We start from the raw sequence: 18,294 nt of genomic DNA, 5'->3' as shown, positions 1-18,294 counted from the left end.
GCGGGAAACTCTAAAACTTGGCTATAAATAAAACCGTCGGCAGGGGGAGCGCCGACGGTTTTTGCGGACAGGGCTGTCCGTTGAGAGACCTAAGCAGGAAGCTGGGTAAAAAATTAATCCAAGGCTTTGAGGAAGGAGGGAAGGTCTGTGCGGGGGCTGAGATTCAGGGGTTCATCCTCGCTGGGTTGTTTTTCTTCCTCCCGGCTTGAAGGTTGGTTTATGTTCAAAACACGAAAAATATCTTCGATATCTTCCTCGGGTTGTCTGGCTTGTTTGTGTGGGTTGGATTGGCTGGGTTTCTTTGTTGTCGGGGGTTTTTCCTCGGGCATGAAAGGCTGGAAATCCACCACGTTGGGCGCAGCGCTTTGCAAGCCGGTGGCGATGATGGTGACGGAAACCTTGCCCATCATCTCGGGGTCGATGATGACGCCCATGATGGTGTTGGCGTTGGAGCCGGTTTCGTTCACAATCACGCCGGAGATGTCGTCAAATTCGTTCATTTTGAAATCTGGCCCGGCGATGGTGTTAATCAGGAGCGCTTTACAGCCGTGGAGGCTGATGTCTGAAAGCAGAGGGTTGCTGATGGCAGCTTTGGCCGCCATCACGGCACGGTTATCACCTTCAGCGCTGCCGGTTCCCATGAGCGCGTAGCCCATATTTTGCAGGGCTGTGTTCACGTCGGCAAAATCCACGTTAATCAATCCGCTGACGTTGATGATGTCAGAAACCGCTTTGGCAGCTTCGTAGAGCACGTTGTCCGCTTTGTGGAAGGCATCCAAAAGGCTCAATTCGCCGTAAATTTCGGTGAGTTTGGAATTTGGGATTACAATCAGGGAATCCACATGTTCCGCCATGTTTCTGATGCCGACGTCGGCGTTTGATTCGCGCTTTTTTCCTTCAAAAGGGAAGGGTGTGGTCACGATTCCCAGGGTGAGGATGCCCAGGTCTTTGGCAATCTTGGTGATGATGGGCGCGGCGCCAGTTCCGGTTCCGCCTCCCATTCCGGCTGCCACAAAAACCATGTCCGCGCCTTCGAGATGGCTTTTAATCTCATCGCGGGATTCTTCGGCAGCTTTGGCGCCAAGTTCTGGAATCGCGCCTGTGCCGAGACCGCGGGTGAGTTTGCGTCCCAGTTGGAGCTTCATTTTAGCCTTGCTTTTCACGAGGTCGCTCATGTCGGTGTTCGCGGCGATGAATTCCACGCCGGTTAGTTCGTTGGCAATCATGGTGTTCACGGCGTTTCCGCCGGCTCCGCCCACACCCACGATTTTGATTACGGTTCCAATTTGGTTTGGCTTTTCGTCAAATTCTATCATGTTTTCCCCCTTTACGCTTTGGTAAAGTCTTTTAGTATTGATTTAATTTTATCCAGGGCTTTGCCTGTTTTTATGCGCCCAAGCTTGAAAACCGGGGCTTTGAAATCTGGTTCGCGTTCTGATGCAATGCGCAATAATCCAACGCAGGTGGCGAAAGCGGGGTCTGCCAGCCTTTCTGTTTCACCGCCGATGTTTGACACATCCGGAGTCGCGATTTTCACGGGCAGGTTGAAGGCGTTGTTTACCACGCTGTCCATCATCTGCAGTTTGGCGCTGCCACCGGTGAGAACCACGCCCGCGGTCACAAGTTCAGGTGTGTAGTGGTTTTTGAGGCGGTCATAGCAAAGCGACAGCATTTCTTCCACCCTGTGCTGAACCACGTGGCTGACAAGATATTGGGTTCGAACCTGGCTTTCCCTGCCGCTGATGCCTTCCACGACAAGTTCCAATTCCGGGTCCACACTGCTGGCAAGCGCAACGCCATAGTGGGTTTTGATGTATTCCGCGTTTGTGTGGGTGGTTTTTAAGCCGATGGCGAGGTCGTCCGTGATGGCACTTCCCGCCATGGGAACCACCAAAACTTTTTCCAAAATGCCACGGTGGTGGAGGCTGATGTCGCAGGTTCCAGCGCCGATGTCGATGAGAATGGTTCCCAAGCGGCGTTCGTCATCACTGAGCGATGATTTGGAAACGGCGATGTGATTCAAAACAAAATTTTCGGAAGCCATCTCAAATCCAGCCAGCTCGATGCTTTTTGCCAGGTTGCGCAGTTGGGTGACGTCGCCAAAGATGGTGAGAACCTTGGTGATGAGGTGGAAGCCCGTCATGCGCAGGGGATTGCGGATATTGTTATGTCCATCAATCACATAGCCTTGAGGAATGCCGTGCAGGATGCGGGAACGTTCGAAGCCTTTTTGGATTTTCAAACCGTTGCGGGCGTCGGCAATCACCTGGTCGAGGTCTTCCTGGGTGATTTCGCCGGGTTCGTCCGGGCTGGTGGTGGGAATGGAGATGCGTCCGTCGCCAACGAGGCTGCGGATGTGGTCTCCGGTCACGTTTGCGTAGATATTATCAGGCTTCGTACCCGCCACGGTTTGGGCTTCTTTGAGCGCTTTTTGGATGGAATCAGCGGTGGCTTGGATGTCTCTCACGATGCCTTTTTCCAGCCCTTCAGAGGGCATTTCAGCGATGCCGAGAATCTCCAATTGGTTCTGGGCTTTCAGCCGCGCCAAAACGCAGCGAACGTTGGCGGAACCGATATCCAGGGCGGTGACCAAGCCTTGTTTCACCTTAATTCACCTTTTTCACCAAAACCTGGTTATCCAGGCGGAGGTCCAGGATTGCGGAGGGTGCGATGTTGCCGTTATCACGCACAAATTCATAGCGGGAAAGCTGTTTTGCCAGGTTTTTTTCACCGGGGATGATGCGCTCTCCGCCGCGGATGTCAACGATGTAAACAACGTTGTCCAAAGTGTAGTATTCCGAGACGTTTTGGGCGAAATCGGGCGCTTCCTTCAAAATGCGGCTGTGGGTTGCCAGGATGCGGTTCAAGGAGGCGTTTTTGATTTTCTCACCGCTCTTAAATTCGGAATTTGAAAGCAGGAGCCCCACCAGGGGAAGGTTTTCGGTGTAAACGCTGCCAAAACGTTCCAAAACCACGCCTTCAGCATCGATGGGGAAGAGCTCGCCCTCGAGGCTTTTCACGTAGAGGCTGGCTTTGCGCTCCGTGACCTGAACGAGCAGGGTGTTAAACAGCTTGCGACGCACGCGGGCTTCTTTGACCCGTGCAAACGCCGTAACACGTTGGCTGACTTGTTTTTTATCCACTTTGAGAAGGTTTTGACCCAGATAAGGCTTCAATTCAGCACGCAGAAGGCTGTCCGCCACGGCGGAATTTCCGCTGATTTCAATCTGGCGAACATCCAGCATATCCATGCGTGAAAGCACCTCAAACCCAGTGAAACCCAAAGCCGCGATGCCAATCAGGATAATGATGAAAAAAAGGAAGTAACGGCTGTTTCCCCTTCTTTTGCGGGCTTTGGTTTTGGTTTGTAATTTACTGTGTTTCATAGTGCTTAGGTGCTTTTATCCAATCTTATGGTTTCCTTCTTCAAGTCTCTAAGTGTTTAACATTTTTGGATTTAGTGTTTTTGTCAACATCTTTTTTCAGTTGGGCCAGGATTTCTTCCCCATATTGCCAGATATTGCCCGCGCCCATGGTGACGAGGATATCGCCAGGTTCAAGCAGGGACAAGGTTTGAGGAACAATCTGGGCGTTGTCTTCCAACAGCAAAATATTATGGTGTCCGCTTTGGATGGCGGCATCGGCAATCATTTTTGAAGAAACTCCGGGAATAGGCGCCTCACGAGCAGGATAGACGGGTGCCAGGATGAGCTGGTCACAGGCAAAGAAGGAACTGCCAAACAGGGGATAAAAATCCCGGGTGCGCGAATACAGGTGCGGCTGGAAAAGCGCCACAATCCTGCGTTTGGTGCTGTCTTTGAAGCCTTCCAGGGTGGCTTGAATTTCGGTGGGGTGATGGGCATAATCATCGTAAACCGTGATTCCGCCGGCTTCGCCTTTGAGTTCAAAGCGTCTGTAAACCCCGCTGTAATCTCTCAGGCCTTCCTTGATGTGTTTGAAGGGAATGTCCAGTTCCAAGGCGATTCCCACCGCCAAAAGCGAATTCAGGATGTTGTGACGCCCGCTCACGTTCATGCGGATGCTGCCGAGGCGATATTTTTTGTAGATGAGTTCATATTCTGCTACAAAGTCTTTCATGGAAATGTTTTGCGCTTGGATGTCCGCCTGGCGTGAAAAGCCGTAGGTCACGATTTTTTTGTTGATTCTGGGCAGAACCGCCTGGACACCGGGGTCGTCCAAACAGGCAATCACACTGCCGAAAAACGGGACTTTGTTTGCGTATTCGATGAAGGCGCCCTTGATGTCGTCAAGGTTTTGATAGCAATCGAGGTGGTCGCTGTCGATGTTCGTAATGCCTGCAATGCAGGGTGAGAGCGAGAGGAATGAATGGTCGTATTCATCAGCTTCCACAACGATGTATTGGCCGGAACCCATCACGTTGTTCGAGCCAAAGTTTTTCACCTTTCCGCCCACGATGACGGTTGGGTCCAGCCCCGCGGCTTGCAAAACCAACCCGGTCATGGAAGTGGCGGTGGTTTTTCCGTGGGTGCCTGAAATGCCGATGGAGAAGCTCATGCGGGTGATTTCAGCCAACATTTCCGCGCGACGTATCACCGGGATTTTCAAGGCTTTGGCAGCTTGAACTTCGGGATTGTCGTCTTTCACGGCGGAGGATTTTACAACGGCATCCACGTCTTTGATAAAGCTGGGGTCGTGCCCTTCCTCAATCTTGATGCCGAGGCTTTCCAGGTGTTCGGTCACCTCTGTTTTTTTGAGGTCGGAACCGCTGATTTCCAAGCCTTGATTGCGCAAAAACTCGGCGATGCCGCTCATTCCGATGCCGCCGATTCCGATGAAATGAAGTTTTTTAGTTTTTCCCAGCATGGGTTTTCTCCTTGTTCAAATCCGCGATAATCGCGTCCGCGATGTCCTGTGCCGCTGTGTTTGGCGGCAGTTTGCTCAGGTTTTCCAGATATGTGTGGCGTTCCCTGTAAACCCGCTCCACCGCTTTGCTCAGGATTTGGGCATTGAGGTCTTTTTGGGGCAAAAGCAGCGCCACACCACGTGCCTGCTGGTCCAGGGCGTTGTGATGCTGATGGTTTTCAGCCGCGCTGGGCAAAGGTATCAAAATGGCTGGAAGCTGGTTTTGGGTCAATTCGGCAATCGTTAAGGCGCCCGCGCGGGTGATGGCAACCTGCGCCAGGCGATAGAAATCCTTCAGCTTGGGCGAAAAAGCGAAAATATGGACACCTTTGGCATCCTGGAATCGTTTTGAATATTCGTCAAATCCGGTTTTTCCGGTTTGCCAGATTAATTGCCAGCCATCCTGCTGAAGGTGGGGGAGAGCCGCAGCCACACTGGCGTTGATGGCTTGGGAACCCTGGCTTCCTCCGGTGATTAAAAGAATCTTTTTCTGGGGGTCGAAGCCCAGCTCTTCCGCCGTTGCGGCCTGTGATTTTTCCTCCTGGATGGGCAGAGGAATGCCAATCTGTTTCGCCTTTCCCGGAGGCAAGTGTTTGGCAGCGCTGGCAAAGCCGGTGAAAATGATTCTGGTTTTTTTTGCCAGATGGCGGGTGGTGATGCCAGGCAGGCTGTTACTTTCATGGAAATAAAGCGGGATTTTCAGCATGACCGCAGCCAAACCCACCGGACCGGAGACGAATCCGCCGGTGCAAAACACCGCTTTGGGTTTCTGGGAACGCATCAAACGCAGGCAGGAAAGGGTGGACGAAACCAGCATAAAAGGTAAGAGCAGATTGCTGAGCTTGAAGCCGCGATGCAGTTTTTGAACCCTGATGAGGCGGATTTCGAAGCCTTCCCTGGGCACCAGGTTTTCTTCCATCCCGCCTTTATTGCCGATGAAAATGATTTCATGACCCTGCTGACGCAGGCGCTGCGCGATGGCGATGGCAGGATAGATGTGGCCTCCGGTTCCTCCGGCGCCAAAGATGAATCTCACACCTGCCTCCGTTTCGCGCTGATATTCAAAATCAAGCCGATGGAGATGGAATCCACCAAAAGCGCTGTGCCGCCATAACTTACGAAAGGCAAAGTGTTTCCGGTGGCGGGAATGATGGACATACTGACTCCGGTGTTTATCAGGGCGTTGAAAAAGATATTCATCCCCAAGCCGGCGCAGAGGTATTTATGATAATTATTTTCCTGTTTCTCCGCCAGTTTCAGGATGCGGAAAAAGAGCCAAGCGTGCATCAAAAGCACCGCCGCGGCTCCCAAAAAGCCAAATTCCTCGCCGATGATGGTGTAAACATAGTCTGTGCGCGCTTCGGGCAGGAAATAGTGTTTGGCGCGTCCACGGGATATACCTGTGCCGACAAGATGACCGCTGGTGAGCGCGGTGAGGCTTTCCCGAACCTGATATTCCTCCGGCGTGTTGGCAGGTTCAGGACGCTTGGGAACCAGCAGGGAATAGACTTTGAAGGTTCGAATGCGGTCGGAACGGAAAGAATCGCCCATGGAGATAATCATCACTCCACCCAACAATCCCACCAACACCACGCTCATCACAAAACGCTTGCGCAGCCCGGCATAGAACAGCATTCCCAGCAACGTCATGCCGCTGATGATGAGGGTGCTGAGATGGCGCTCCAAAAGGATGAAAATATAGATGATACCTGTGTAGGCGATGAGCGGGATGAATTCCAGAACCAGGTTTTTCACGTTGGTCAAACCGAGCTTATCCTGTTTCAAATCCAAATATCCGGCGAAAAACATAACCAACACCAAACGCGCGAAGGTGCTGGGTTGAGCCAAAAAGGGTCCCAGTTTCAGCCAACGCTTGGCGCCATTGACCTCCACCCCGAAAAGCAACACCGCCAAAAGCAATCCGATAATCAAGAAAATCAGCCAGCGGTTCAAGGGTCGGGCCTTATCCACATTGAAAAAATACATGGTCACGATGGCTGCCATAATCGAGGCACCCAGTGAGATTGAATGCCGGTAAAACTTTGCCATGGAACTTTGGATGGAAGTGATGTCCAGCATCACAATCAGGCCCACCAGACACAGGAGCAGATAGCAGATTAAGATGCCGTTGTCGATGGAAACAATGACGGAGGAACTTCTATTCTTTTTCATATTTACTCCTGATGGCGTTCACGATTTGGCGGAAAACCTCGCCGCGCTGTTCGTAATTCTCAAAGCGGTCAAAGCTGGCGCAGGCGGGTGAAAGCACGACAATATCCCCGGACGCGGAATCCCTGAACGCGGCATAGACCGCGGCTTCAAAATCAGCCAACACTTCCAGGTCAAGCTTGCCAGCCCAGGCCTCCTTCATTTTTTCGCTGCTGTCGCCCGTGAGATAGAGTTTTTGGGCGCGCTGTTTCAAAAGCGGGGTTAAAACGGCGTAATCCTCACCTTTATCCGAGCCGCCCATAATCACGCGGATGGGTCTGTCAAAGGAATTGAGGGCGCTTCGGACCGAATCCGTGTTCGTGGCTTTGGAATCGTTGTAAAATGAGATGCCATTTACCTTTGCCACAAATTCCAGCCTGTGGCTCAGGGAATGAAAACTTTTCGCCGCTTCCATTGCCTCTTCGAGATTTTCGATAAAGGGATTCAACGCCAAAAGCGCAGCCATGGTGTTCGCGTGGTTATGAGGCCCACGAATGCCAAGCTCCGAAACCGCCAGGCTGTGTGTGCCCAGGTGGATGCTTCCATCTTCCAGCCAAGCCTCACATTGCGGTGGTTTTTGATGCAGGGAATAGCGCAGAAGACGCGCTTCAACCAAAGCCAAATTGTCCACTATGGGCGGGGAATCAATGCAAACCACGGCGCTGTCTTCCCGGCTTTGGTTTTCAAAGATGCGGAATTTTGAGGCGGTGTAATCCTCAAAGGAAGCGTAGCGGTTCAGGTGGTCTGGGGTAACGTTCAGCAGGGCAGCCACATCCGGCTTGAAGCTGTGGATAAGGTCCAGCTGAAAACTGCTGATTTCCAAAACGATGAAGTCCAAGCCCGGTTTTTCGACGGGCCAAGAGCAGAAGGCGGAGCCGATGTTGCCAGCCAGGATGCTGTTGTAGCCCAGTTTTTTCAGGATGTGGTGAATGAGCGAGACGGTGGTGCTTTTGCCGTTGGAACCGGTTACGGCGATGATTTTGCTGTCCGCAGCTTTCAGGCGGTAACCCAGCTCCACTTCGCTGATTAGCTCAATTCCACGCGTGCGGGCTTTTTTCAACAGGGGTAAATCCAGCGGAATACCGGGGCTCACCACCCAGGTTTGATATTCAAAAAGCCGGTCGCTGTGTCCACCAAATTCACATTCAAAATCCCTCTGCAATTCAGCCGCACCGCTGATTTTTTCCTGTAGTTGAGCATCGCTCAGAAAGGGGTTTCCACCCAAGTCCCGAATTTTGTAGGCGGCGGCGATGCCACTGCGAGCCAAGCCCAAAACCGCGTAACTTCTCTTTGCGTCAAACACTTGCGTTCACCTCAGCGCAGCTTTATGGTGCTGAGTCCAACCGCCAACAGCAGGATGGCGATAATCCAAAAACGAATCACAATCTTTGATTCGTGCATCCCCTTTTTCTCGTAATGATGATGGAGGGGCGCACACAGAAAAACTCTGCGACCTTCGCCATATTTCTTGCGCGTGTATTTGAACCAGCTTTGCTGAATCATCACGGAAAAGGTCTCGGCGATAAAAAGAAAGCCGATGATGACGAAAAAGACCTGTTCCTTCAAAAGGATGGAAATCACTGCCAGAATGCCACCCAGAGTGAGGGAGCCGGTGTCGCCCATGAAAACTTCCGCCGGATAGGAATTGAACCACAAAAAACCGATTAAAGTTCCCATCAGGCCAGCGATGAAAACTGTGAGTTCCCCCGCCGTTGGAATGAAGCCAAGTTGTAGATATTCAGCGGAATTGTAGTTACCTTTCAGATAGCTCATCACTCCCAGACCGAGGGCGGAAAAAATCATGATGCCGGAGGAAAGTCCGTCCAGACCGTCGGTTAGGTTCACGGAATTCGAAATCCCCGTGATATATAACACCATCAAGGGGATGAAAACCCAGCCCAGGGGGATGATTAAACCCTTGAAAAACGGTATCTGGAGGGCGGTTACGTCTTCCGTGGCTCCGCTGAAATAGATGGCGAGGGTCAAAAACAAGCCCACGCTAATCTGTCCCCAGAGCTTGTATTTGGGCACCAAACCCTTTGCTGCCTTGAGGAAGTTCTTCAAATAATCATCCAAAAAGCCAAAAACCCCGAGCCACAGGGTGGTGAGATACATCATCAGGATAGAAGGATTGCTGAGGTCGTTCCAAAGCAGTGAGGCAACCATCAAACCAAAAATGATGATTAAACCGCCCATGGTGGGGGTTCCAGCCTTGCTGCGATGCCGTTCGGGAGCGTCTTCATCGATGGTTTCCACCGCGGATTTGCGCTTTAAAAGCCTGATGAAACCGGGTCCCAAGAAAAGGGTGAAAAGCAGGGCGGTGATGAAAGCGCCGATGGAGCGGAAACTTATGTAGCGCATCACGTTAAATATGATACTATAACGTGACAGTGGATATAAGAGATGGTAAAGCATTATTTATCACTCCGAAGCCGGGGTAAGAGTTTTTCCAGATGGATGGAATTTGAGGCTTTCACCAAAACCACCGCGCCAGGCTGGATATCATCTAAAACCCCGCTGGACAACAGCTCTTCCGAACTGGCAAAGTGTCGGTTTTGCAAACAGGAATCCTGGCTGTGAAAACGCATGGAGAGATTTCCCACTGTAAAGAGTCGGTCATAGCCTTTTTCACCCAAAATTGCTCCAATCATATCGTGATAACTCTCGGCGGAATCGCCCAATTCCAGCATGTCTCCCAAAATGGCGATGTGTTCGCGCCTGGGCTCCAGCGTGTGCCAATATTCGATGGCGGCTTGCATGGAAACAGGATTGGCGTTGTAACAATCAATCAAAAGCAGGCGATGGGGGAGTTCTTCACGCTGCAGGCGGTTTTCCAGGGTGATGGGAACCGTAACTGCCTGCCGGATGGCGTCTAAGGGTATATCTCTCAACATCCCCAACGCGATGGCAAAAGCCGCGTTTTTCGCAATCCAGGGCGCCGAATAGGGGATTGTGAAAAGCTCTTTGTTCAGCCGGAAATCACAGCTTTGGTCAGCGCAATTCACTTCGCTGAGACAAAACTTTGCCGCTTCGGAAAATCCGACGGACATACCCAGCTCATCATAACCGGCAAAACGTTGGTCGTCCGCGTCGTAGAGCCTGATTTGCAAAGGTCGGTCGAACAAAGCCGATTTTTCCTTGAAAACGCCCATTTCATCAATCAGGAATTCCAGATGCGAAGGCCCGATATTCAGGATAATACCTGCATCTGGAGCGCAAACTTCCGCCAGTTGCGCAATCTCGCCAAAAGCGTTTGTACCCAGCTCAAAAACCGCGTGTTCATGTTGCGGACGGATGCGGGCGATGGTTTGGCAAAGCCCGATGATGTTGTTCGAGTTGGCAAGGGTTTTCAGGCAGGGTCCGGCAGCGCCCAAAACTTGAGCCAACAGCTCTTTGGTGCTGGTTTTTCCCGTACTTCCAGTGATGGCAACCCGATATGCCCCAAACATTTGCAGATATTTGCGGTGCAGGGACGCCATCGCTTCCACGGGTCTTTCCACCCGCAGATAGTGTTTCCAGCCGTTGGAGCCGATGTTACCGATGCCAAAGTTCGAGCCATCCCGTAAAACCTCTCCCAGATAGGCGTTACCGTCAAAATTCAACCCACTCAGCGCGAAAAAGATAGAGCCGGGCTCGATGGCGCGGCTGTCCGTTGAAACCCTTGTCCAAGCCTCTGGAGGCTCATAACCTTGTGTGTCCTGCGTTTCAGCCTCACAGATTAATTCCAACATCAGGCGTTCCACCGGCATAGCCAGTTCATGCTCCGCACAACGTCCCAAATCCTCGGATTCGAGCCAGCCTGTCGCCACTTCCGCGTCGTCAAAATGATGCCTTACACCTTCAATTTCCTGATAGTTTTCATGCCCCTTGCCACAGAGCAGAACAATTTCTCCAGGTTGAGCCAAACCCAAGATTGCCCCGATAGCCAAATTTCTGTCCCGGATAATCCACCAGGGCAGCCAAAAGTCACTGCCTGCCACAATCTCACGGACTATGGTATTGGGATTTTCACCTCTGGGATTGTCGTCCGTAACAATCACCGCGTCCGCGTGATTCAGCGCCGCTTTCAACATCAGAGGCCGCTTGCCACGGTCACGTTCTCCACCTGCGCCCAAAAGGCAGAGCAGACGCTTCGGTTTCATCTGTCTGGCGGCGCTCAAAACGTTTTCCAGCGCGTCGGGCGTGTGCGCGTAATCCACAAACACACCGATACCGCGTCGGTTTGGAACCTGTTCAAAACGCCCCTGGACGGCTTTCACACAGTTCAAACCCTGTTCGATTTGCCTGTTTTCGAAGCCCATCAAATTCAAGGCTGCGGCGCTGAGGGCAAGGTTTGAAACGTTGAAACCACCCGCCAGAGCGGAACGGATGTTGATGACGCCTTCCTGACATTGCAGGCTGAAACGGCTCTGGTCCCAGGCGGCGGTTTTGGCAAGGTCTTCACGAATCACATAATCTGCGTTTTCGTGTCCCAGGCTGAAAACGTAGGCGCCCCGCTTTTTCAAATCCGCGCAGGCTTTGGCGCCAAAATCATCATCAATATTGAATAAACCAACGGCTTTACCATCCAGCGTGGCGTCGAAAAGTTGCAGCTTTGCCTGACCATAGCTTTCCATATTCTCATGAAAATCAAGGTGTTCGTGGCTCAGATTTGTGAACAGGCAAAAGTCAAATTCCAGCCCGTAAACCCTGTCCAAAGCCAGAGCGTGGGAAGAAACTTCCATAAACACATATTTCAAACCCCGTTGCGCCATCCTCGCGAAAATGCCGTTCAGCTCCAAAATATCCGGGGTCGTGTGCCTCGTTTCAAAATGTTCATCGTTAATCCAATAACCCAGAGTGCCAATCCAACCCGCGGAAAAACCAATCTCATGTATCGCTTTAAATAATAACATGGAAGTTGTTGTCTTTCCGTTTGTTCCGGTGACACCAATTAGCCTGAAAGCGGAGCTTGGATTCTTGAATTGCAGCTTTGCCAAAAGCGCGGTGGCTTTACGGGAATCGCTTACTCGGATGGCTGGTTTATCGTCTCCAAATTCGTTCTCACAAACCACCAGAGCGACGCCTTTTACCCGCGCGTCGCCGATAAAGCTGTGTCCATCGGAAACCTGACCGCGGATGCAAACAAAGATATCCCCTGGTTCCAGCTTCCGGTTATCCACGCGAACCTCGCCGCCAATTTCGTCAATCCCTTGCAGGGCTTGGCTTTCCACCAACAGTCCGTGCTGGGTGAAAATCTCCAGGATTGCGGCTATCCTCACAGCGTGGCCTCCAAAATACAAACCGTGTTTTTGGTGACCTTGGAGCCGGGTTGGATGGATTGACGTCTCACGGTTCCGGAGCCACTGAATCTCAGCGCGATATTCTCCTTCGCCGCCATCTGCAAGGCTTTGCGCAGGGTCATTCCGGTGAGATTCGGCATCACGCCCTGCACCACCGTTTCAGCTTTCACGCCTTCCTTGGCGCCAATTTTAATCGTGATGGGATGAGCCGGGTCGATGGATACGCCTGCTTTTGGGAATTGGTCAATCACCACCGAAGCGGAATCCGCGCCTTCGATGCTATAGAAAAACCCGAGCCGATTCAGGATGCTTTCCGCCTGGCTCACGTGTTCGCCCATCAGATTGGGCATCCTTTTGGAGCTTTCCAAGAGCCGTTGGTCGAACGCCAAAATGTTGCTGCTGGGCATAAAAAGTATATTTTCCACAATCTTTTTAAAGGTCGGTGCGGCGCTGGTGCTGCCGTAGTGGTAGCCGGGAGCGGGTTCATCGTAAAACACAACCATCACCATTTTGGGCGCTTCCACGGGGAACATGCCCACGAACACGGAATTGTATTTCCCTCCGGCATAGCCTCTTCCGCCTTCGGCCGCTTTTTGAGCCGTCCCGGTTTTTCCGCCGATGGTGATATAATCCATTTTTATGTGGCGGCCTGTGCCGTAGTCCACCACCGCCTGCATGTAGTGACGAACCGTATCCGCCGCCGCCTGTCTGAAAACCTGGCGCAAAACCTGGGGCTCATATTTTTGTACGATATTGTTTTTGCTATCCGTAACCGATTCCAGCAGCATGGGTTGAACCATCTTTCCGCCGTTCGCAATTGCGCAAAAAGCCGTACAATGTTGCAGCGCCGTAACTGAAATCGCCTGTCCGAAGGAGACGGAATGAAGCGTGTAGCCATCCCAGTTTTCCAGTTTGGCGAACATTCCGCTGCTTTCCCCGCTCAGGTTCAAACCGGTTTTCTGCCCATAGCCCAGCGAAATAAATTTTTCATAAAGTGTTTTGGAGCCAATGCGGTCACCAATCAGCGCGATGCCCACGTTGCTGGATTTGCTGATGATATCAATCGGGCGTATCATGCCGTAACTGTGTGTGTCGGAAATGGTTCGCCCGCGTAAGGTGATGGAGCCAGTGGGGAAAAGTTCATTGGGTCCCACCAATTTTTTATCCAGCGCCACCAACATGGTGAGCGGCTTCATGGTCGAGCCAGGCTCAAACATAAAGCTGACCGGGATGTTGGACTTCACGCGTACCAAGCCCGGGTCGATGTATCTATCTTCCGCCGAAACCCCAGCCATGGCAAGAATTCGCCCCGTATGGGGGTCCATGATGATGGCTCCGCCGTTTTTGGCGCCATATTTTTCCAAACCTTCGTAAAGAGCTTCCTCCACAACTTCTTGAATGCTGGAATCAATGGTCAGATGCAGGTTATAGCCTTCCTGGGCAATCTTTTCGTGGAGGTTGGGATAGGGCATGCGGCGATGTTTGGCGTCGTAAACCACCTCCCGCCAGCCGTAATCCCCAGCCAAAAGGTCATCGTAGGTGGATTCAATACCGCAAATACCGCTCAGTTTATACAGCGAACGGTTTCCGGTCTCTTCATCATAACCGTCGGAAACAGCGCTCACCGAGCCTAACAACCTGGCGCCCAGGATGTTGCGGGAATAGATGCGCCTCATGGATGAAAAACTGTGGTTCAGGCCGGGAAGCTTCTCCGTTTCAAAGGCTTTCAATATTTTTTCCAATTCCATCTCGCGAATCTTGTTTGTTATCTGGATGGAATTGAGATTATCGTTCATCGTCAGCCTTCTCATAATGTCTTCGTTTTTCACCTGGCTGTTATCGCTTATCGCCTTACTTATCATGGAATAAGCATTATTAAGTTCAAGCTCTTTCTCATCTGCCCACATCTTAACCGCTTTGCGGTCGATATCTAACTGATAAAAACTGATGGAACTGACCAAAAGATTTCCGCTGGCGTCATAGATGGAGCCGCGGGTGGGGATGATTATTTCCTTGTGGGGAGTATAGCGAGTTTTTCGCTGTTGGCCCAGCTTGAAGGGGTCAAAAACCTGCAGAGTAAAGAGATAGCCCACCCAGAGCAGCGTCACCAGCCCCAGGATGATTTTCAGTAGTTGATAACGGGACCGCATGGATCAGTCCCGCAGGATTTGGACTTCCTTGGCCTGCGCTTTGGTGGCCAGCAGGTCGATGATGCAATAGCTTTCCCGGTTTTCTTTATCCGCGGGTTCATGCACATAAATCATCTGACCCATATTCATCTGTGAAGGAAGCCCCTGTTCGCCCAAAAACGCCGATTCGCCGAACAGACTTCCGCTTCGGAGGTCGTCGCGTTCCACCTTCAGTTCGATGTTGATGTTTTTTTCTGCCGCCAGTTTGGTTTCCAGGCGAGCCAACTGTTGCGTGCCTCGCACGATTTTGTTCGCGTTCCAAAAATTCAGAAAACCTGCTGCCGCAATCAGCAGGATTAAGCTCAAAAATCTCGTTCTCATTTCTCCCCCAGGATTTTTTCCGCCACTCGCAGCTTGGCGCTGCGGGAACGTATGTTGTTCAAAATTTCTTCTTCTCCCGCTTCCAGCGGTTTTTTGCATATCAAAATGACTTGTTTGCGCTTTCCACACACGCAATCCATCGCTTCCGGCGGACAAACACAGCCGTCGCGTGCTTCACGAAACACGTTTTTAACGATTCTATCTTCCAAGGAATGGTAGCTCAAAACAGCGATTCTGCCTCCGGGTGAAAGCAGGTTGATGGCGTCCCGCAAAGCCGGTTCCAAAACCTCCAGTTCGCGGTTCACATATATCCTCAGCGCCTGAAAAATCCGCGCCTTGCTTTTCAGCGATTCCCGGCTGCCTTTGCCCACCACGCTTTCGATGGTTTTAACCAGGTCGGATGTGCTTTGCAGGGGCTTGTTCACACGCTGGGAAACGATTTTGGCGGCTATCCTGCCGGCGTTCAGCTCTTCTCCATATTCCTTGAAAATTCGGCTCAATTCCGCTTTGCCAAGCTCGTTAACCGCGTCTTTGGCGCAATAATTCAGGCTGGAGTCCATGCGCATATCCAGGGGCGCGTCTCCGTCGAAGCTGAATCCACGCTCTGAAGTGTCCAATTGATGTGAACTTACGCCCAAATCAAAAATCACGCCATCGATGTTCTTAACCCGGCGCAAAGCCAGTTCTGTACGCATTCTCGAAAAATTCGCCCGGATAAATTCCACCCTATCTGCAAAGCCAGCCAGCTTTTCCCGCGCTTGAGCCAGGGCGTTTTCATCCTGGTCAAAACCGTAAACCCGGATGTTCGGGTTTTTCGTCAACAGCCCCAAGCTATGTCCGCCTCCGCCCAAAGTGGCATCCACATACACCCCGCCATCCCGCGGTTGCAGGAATTCGACACATTCGTCAAGCATCACGGGGACGTGGAATTGGCTCATTTTCTGCCTTTATGCCAGTGTTTGCGTTCAAAGCGAGCGCGGATTTGCTGTTCATATTCTTCCAGTTCGTTATAGAACCGGTCGGGGTTCCAAAGCGTGATGAGATGATGGTCGCCTTTCACCACACAGCGGTCGGTGATACCGGCTTTGGCGAGCTCACGTTCCGGCAGCCGCACGCGTCCAGGGCCTTCCAATTCCGCTTCGGCAACGGCGCAGCCAATCAACATGGAACGGAACTCTTGGTCTTCCTCGCTACCTTCAGCCAGTTCTTCCAGGGTGGCATACCAATTATCCAGCGGATAAAGCGCGATGGAATTTCCCGGCCCGGCGGTGATGACCACCGTGCGTTCGGATTCTTCGCTGAATCTGCGCTTTAACTGGGCGGGAATTACCACTCTCTGGTTGTGCACCGCGTTTTCTGAATAGCCGTTAAATGGTCCGGACATCTTTCATTGCTTCCTTTCTTGCTTTTGGCTCTAACATCTGCTTTGGTATGTAGTTGGAATCACTTTCTGTCATCTTGCGTCTGACATATTATGACCTTTCGTGACATCCTGTGACGCTTTTATGACATACCGCCTTTCTTGTCAAGTAGAAAATGCATGTTTTTGAATATTTTGCGGGATTTTTTTCAACAAAGCGCGGAATTACGGGGAGAAAGTCACGCCGATTACGCGGATTACGCAGATTTATATCGGCTGACACCAAGTTTGGCAAAAGATGACACATGGTTTGGCAATACGCCAAAAAGTCTCTCAGATTGATGTCAAAAGTTTGGCAATACCCCTACCCGGTGCCCACTTTGCCAAACCTATGACACTCCGCCGCCCTCCCACCCGAGCGTGTTTTCCTGCTTCAGAGTATAGTATTTTTGACTCGCAAAGGCGATTATCGCGGCATCCTGGTAGAGCGCATTGTTATCATGAAACGGCGTCACTTTCAGCAGGATCACATCCACCCACGGATAGAACTTATTGGTTCCGGTGATCGGTCCCATACCCAACGGCCACAGCCTGATCACCGTCCTTTCCGCACCCTTCAATACGCCCAGCGTCGCCACCGACAGCCCATACAGCGTCATCTCGCCGCGGAAGCGCTTGCCTTTATAGATCACGTCTGCGTCGCCGTTGATTACGCTCTCGACCTCTTCCATATCCGGAGAATCGATCTCATAGTCCGTCACAGCGTTCACCAGCTCATAGTTTGTATTACTAATCCGCAACCACGGATCCCTTATCTCAGGAACAATAATCACAGCCACCTCTCAAAGCGTTGACGTCGCCTGGGGATGTCGAACCGGCTCAATGGCCACTTCATGTCCAATCCACCAAACGCCGTCTCATATTCGTTTTTCTGCGCCCTCTCTCCCCAAAAGTCAGCCATCGCGGGAACCCACTGCATAAACTCCGCCTTCGGTTCCGCGGCGTTGGTCTCAATCATCGTGATATAGCTCCGATACTCAAAGGTCGGCGTCGTGTTCAGATTGATGCGGTAGAGCCGAAAATTCATCGGGAAGGTCACATACAGTTGACCCGGCTCCGTCGCCTGGGGATTCTCCCACTCATCATAGCTCTCCACAATCTCTATCTCCGGATCATCCACGCCATACTCATATTCCACAAGCCGATTCAGGTCGTCATAATAACCAAATATCCAATCCGCACTAAACGGCAGCAGCTCACAATCCGGATCCAAGCCCGCCCTGCTCATACATATCTTTTGATACAGCGGCAGGAATTGATCCGTCCGAGCCAGCGTCGCGGTATCTGTCGGAGCCGCAGCCATCTCCAGCGTGTTGAGCCGGTAGTTGCTGCGGAAAATGTCGATGGTGCAATGCAGCGCGCTACACAAAAACTTCAAATAATCCAGACACGACGTAACGCTGTTCTGCACGTCGAAAGAAGGGTCATCCCATTCCACATTACTGCGCTCGCCACAGCGCCAGACAGCCTGGATATTCACAGCCAGCTCTCTATACTTCAACACCGTCGCGCCATCGGTATAGAAGGAATCCTTGTTGTTCAGCGTGTGAATGTCCACGTCCAAAACGCTCTCCACGCCACCCACGTGATAGATTGCCATCGCGATCCACAGCCCCACCTGGCAATACTGCCGCCGATAAGCGATATTCCCCTGCGCTATAACGCTTTGGTTATTCCAATACTCATAAACCCCAGCACTCAAACCAGCCGGCATGTTGTCATTCCAATCCCCTTCCAACCACTTCGTCACCGGAATGTCAGCCAGCTTCGCCAGCACATGCGGGCACCTCAGGCTGAACCGCCGCGTGGCATAGTCATAGTTGATTTCCTCCACGTAGAACGCCACCCGCTTCGATGCGTCCTTCTCATCCACCACCGTCACCCGGTCACCCACATTCCATCCGGTTTTGTGGGTCGTGAGCGTCACCTCCGGAAGCTCAAAAGAAAAGTCCGGGTTGATCCCGTAACGAATCTCGGTCATGCCGATGAT

At 51.8% G+C, this 18,294-nt stretch carries 15 protein-coding genes; all 15 read right to left on the bottom strand.

Annotation, left to right across the window (positions count from 1 at the left end):
- Positions 1–113: 113 nt before the first annotated feature.
- Positions 114–1,316, bottom strand: a complete 1,203-nt coding sequence (ftsZ, locus tag GX135_00255) for a cell division protein FtsZ (GenBank protein NLN84520.1) — start codon at positions 1,314–1,316, stop codon at positions 114–116.
- An 11-nt stretch (positions 1,317–1,327) separates the two neighbouring features.
- Positions 1,328–2,605 (bottom strand): cell division protein FtsA, encoded by a 1,278-nt coding sequence (ftsA, locus tag GX135_00250; GenBank protein NLN84519.1) that lies wholly within the window; start codon positions 2,603–2,605, stop codon positions 1,328–1,330.
- Position 2,606: 1 nt separating this feature from the next.
- Positions 2,607–3,386 carry an FtsQ-type POTRA domain-containing protein gene (locus GX135_00245; protein ID NLN84518.1) on the bottom strand — a complete coding sequence of 260 codons (780 nt, stop codon included), beginning with the start codon at positions 3,384–3,386 and terminating at the stop codon, positions 2,607–2,609.
- A gap of 40 nt (positions 3,387–3,426) precedes the next feature.
- Positions 3,427–4,845: a UDP-N-acetylmuramate--L-alanine ligase gene (locus GX135_00240; protein ID NLN84517.1), complete on the bottom strand. Its 1,419-nt coding sequence runs from the start codon at positions 4,843–4,845 to the stop codon at positions 3,427–3,429.
- Complete coding sequence (murG, locus tag GX135_00235; protein NLN84516.1) at positions 4,829–5,920, bottom strand: undecaprenyldiphospho-muramoylpentapeptide beta-N-acetylglucosaminyltransferase; 1,092 nt, start codon at positions 5,918–5,920, stop codon at positions 4,829–4,831. The genes GX135_00240 and murG overlap by 17 nt, the downstream gene beginning before the upstream one ends.
- A complete protein-coding gene (locus GX135_00230) occupies positions 5,917–7,056 on the bottom strand; it encodes an FtsW/RodA/SpoVE family cell cycle protein (protein ID NLN84515.1) in 1,140 nt (379 codons plus the stop codon). Before GX135_00230 ends, murG begins: the two co-directional genes overlap by 4 nt.
- Entirely contained in the window at positions 7,043–8,395 is a 1,353-nt protein-coding gene (murD, locus tag GX135_00225) for a UDP-N-acetylmuramoyl-L-alanine--D-glutamate ligase (protein ID NLN84514.1), read from the bottom strand. Before murD ends, GX135_00230 begins: the two co-directional genes overlap by 14 nt.
- A gap of 11 nt (positions 8,396–8,406) precedes the next feature.
- On the bottom strand, positions 8,407–9,507 hold the full coding sequence (locus tag GX135_00220; GenBank protein ID NLN84513.1) for a phospho-N-acetylmuramoyl-pentapeptide-transferase: 1,101 nt from the start codon (positions 9,505–9,507) through the stop codon (positions 8,407–8,409).
- Entirely contained in the window at positions 9,507–12,353 is a 2,847-nt protein-coding gene (locus tag GX135_00215; protein NLN84512.1) for a UDP-N-acetylmuramoyl-L-alanyl-D-glutamate--2,6-diaminopimelate ligase, read from the bottom strand. Before GX135_00215 ends, GX135_00220 begins: the two co-directional genes overlap by 1 nt.
- Positions 12,350–14,524, bottom strand: a complete 2,175-nt coding sequence (locus tag GX135_00210; GenBank protein ID NLN84511.1) for a PASTA domain-containing protein — start codon at positions 14,522–14,524, stop codon at positions 12,350–12,352. The genes GX135_00215 and GX135_00210 overlap by 4 nt, the downstream gene beginning before the upstream one ends.
- Positions 14,525–14,527: 3 nt before the next feature.
- The gene (locus GX135_00205) at positions 14,528–14,884 is read right to left on the bottom strand and encodes a hypothetical protein (protein ID NLN84510.1); all 357 of its coding nucleotides are present in this window, start codon (positions 14,882–14,884) and stop codon (positions 14,528–14,530) included.
- On the bottom strand, positions 14,881–15,822 hold the full coding sequence (gene rsmH, locus GX135_00200; GenBank protein ID NLN84509.1) for a 16S rRNA (cytosine(1402)-N(4))-methyltransferase RsmH: 942 nt from the start codon (positions 15,820–15,822) through the stop codon (positions 14,881–14,883). The genes GX135_00205 and rsmH overlap by 4 nt, the downstream gene beginning before the upstream one ends.
- Entirely contained in the window at positions 15,819–16,268 is a 450-nt protein-coding gene (locus tag GX135_00195) for a protein MraZ (protein ID NLN84508.1), read from the bottom strand. Before GX135_00195 ends, rsmH begins: the two co-directional genes overlap by 4 nt.
- Positions 16,269–16,633: 365 nt before the next feature.
- The gene (locus tag GX135_00190; GenBank protein NLN84507.1) at positions 16,634–17,077 is read right to left on the bottom strand and encodes a hypothetical protein; all 444 of its coding nucleotides are present in this window, start codon (positions 17,075–17,077) and stop codon (positions 16,634–16,636) included.
- The coding region (locus tag GX135_00185; GenBank protein ID NLN84506.1) for a hypothetical protein at positions 17,074–18,294 on the bottom strand (1,221 nt) is incomplete at its 5' end. The genes GX135_00190 and GX135_00185, both read right to left, overlap by 4 nt.

Source organism: Candidatus Cloacimonadota bacterium (genome assembly GCA_012522635.1).
In the GTDB taxonomy this organism is placed as follows: domain Bacteria; phylum Cloacimonadota; class Cloacimonadia; order Cloacimonadales; family Cloacimonadaceae; genus Syntrophosphaera.
Note: the sequence above shows the minus strand (reverse complement) of the source record. Positions and strands in the feature narration are given on the sequence as shown.

Coding starts and splice junctions, on each gene's coding strand:
- GX135_00195 (NLN84508.1), bottom strand. CDS start 16,268: ATGTCCGGACCATTTAACGGCTATTCAGAAAACGCGGTGCACAACCAG.
- rsmH (NLN84509.1), bottom strand. CDS start 15,822: ATGAGCCAATTCCACGTCCCCGTGATGCTTGACGAATGTGTCGAATTC.
- GX135_00245 (NLN84518.1), bottom strand. CDS start 3,386: ATGAAACACAGTAAATTACAAACCAAAACCAAAGCCCGCAAAAGAAGG.
- GX135_00205 (NLN84510.1), bottom strand. CDS start 14,884: ATGAGAACGAGATTTTTGAGCTTAATCCTGCTGATTGCGGCAGCAGGT.
- GX135_00240 (NLN84517.1), bottom strand. CDS start 4,845: ATGCTGGGAAAAACTAAAAAACTTCATTTCATCGGAATCGGCGGCATC.
- GX135_00210 (NLN84511.1), bottom strand. CDS start 14,524: ATGCGGTCCCGTTATCAACTACTGAAAATCATCCTGGGGCTGGTGACG.
- ftsZ (NLN84520.1), bottom strand. CDS start 1,316: ATGATAGAATTTGACGAAAAGCCAAACCAAATTGGAACCGTAATCAAA.
- GX135_00230 (NLN84515.1), bottom strand. CDS start 7,056: ATGAAAAAGAATAGAAGTTCCTCCGTCATTGTTTCCATCGACAACGGC.
- GX135_00220 (NLN84513.1), bottom strand. CDS start 9,507: ATGCTTTACCATCTCTTATATCCACTGTCACGTTATAGTATCATATTT.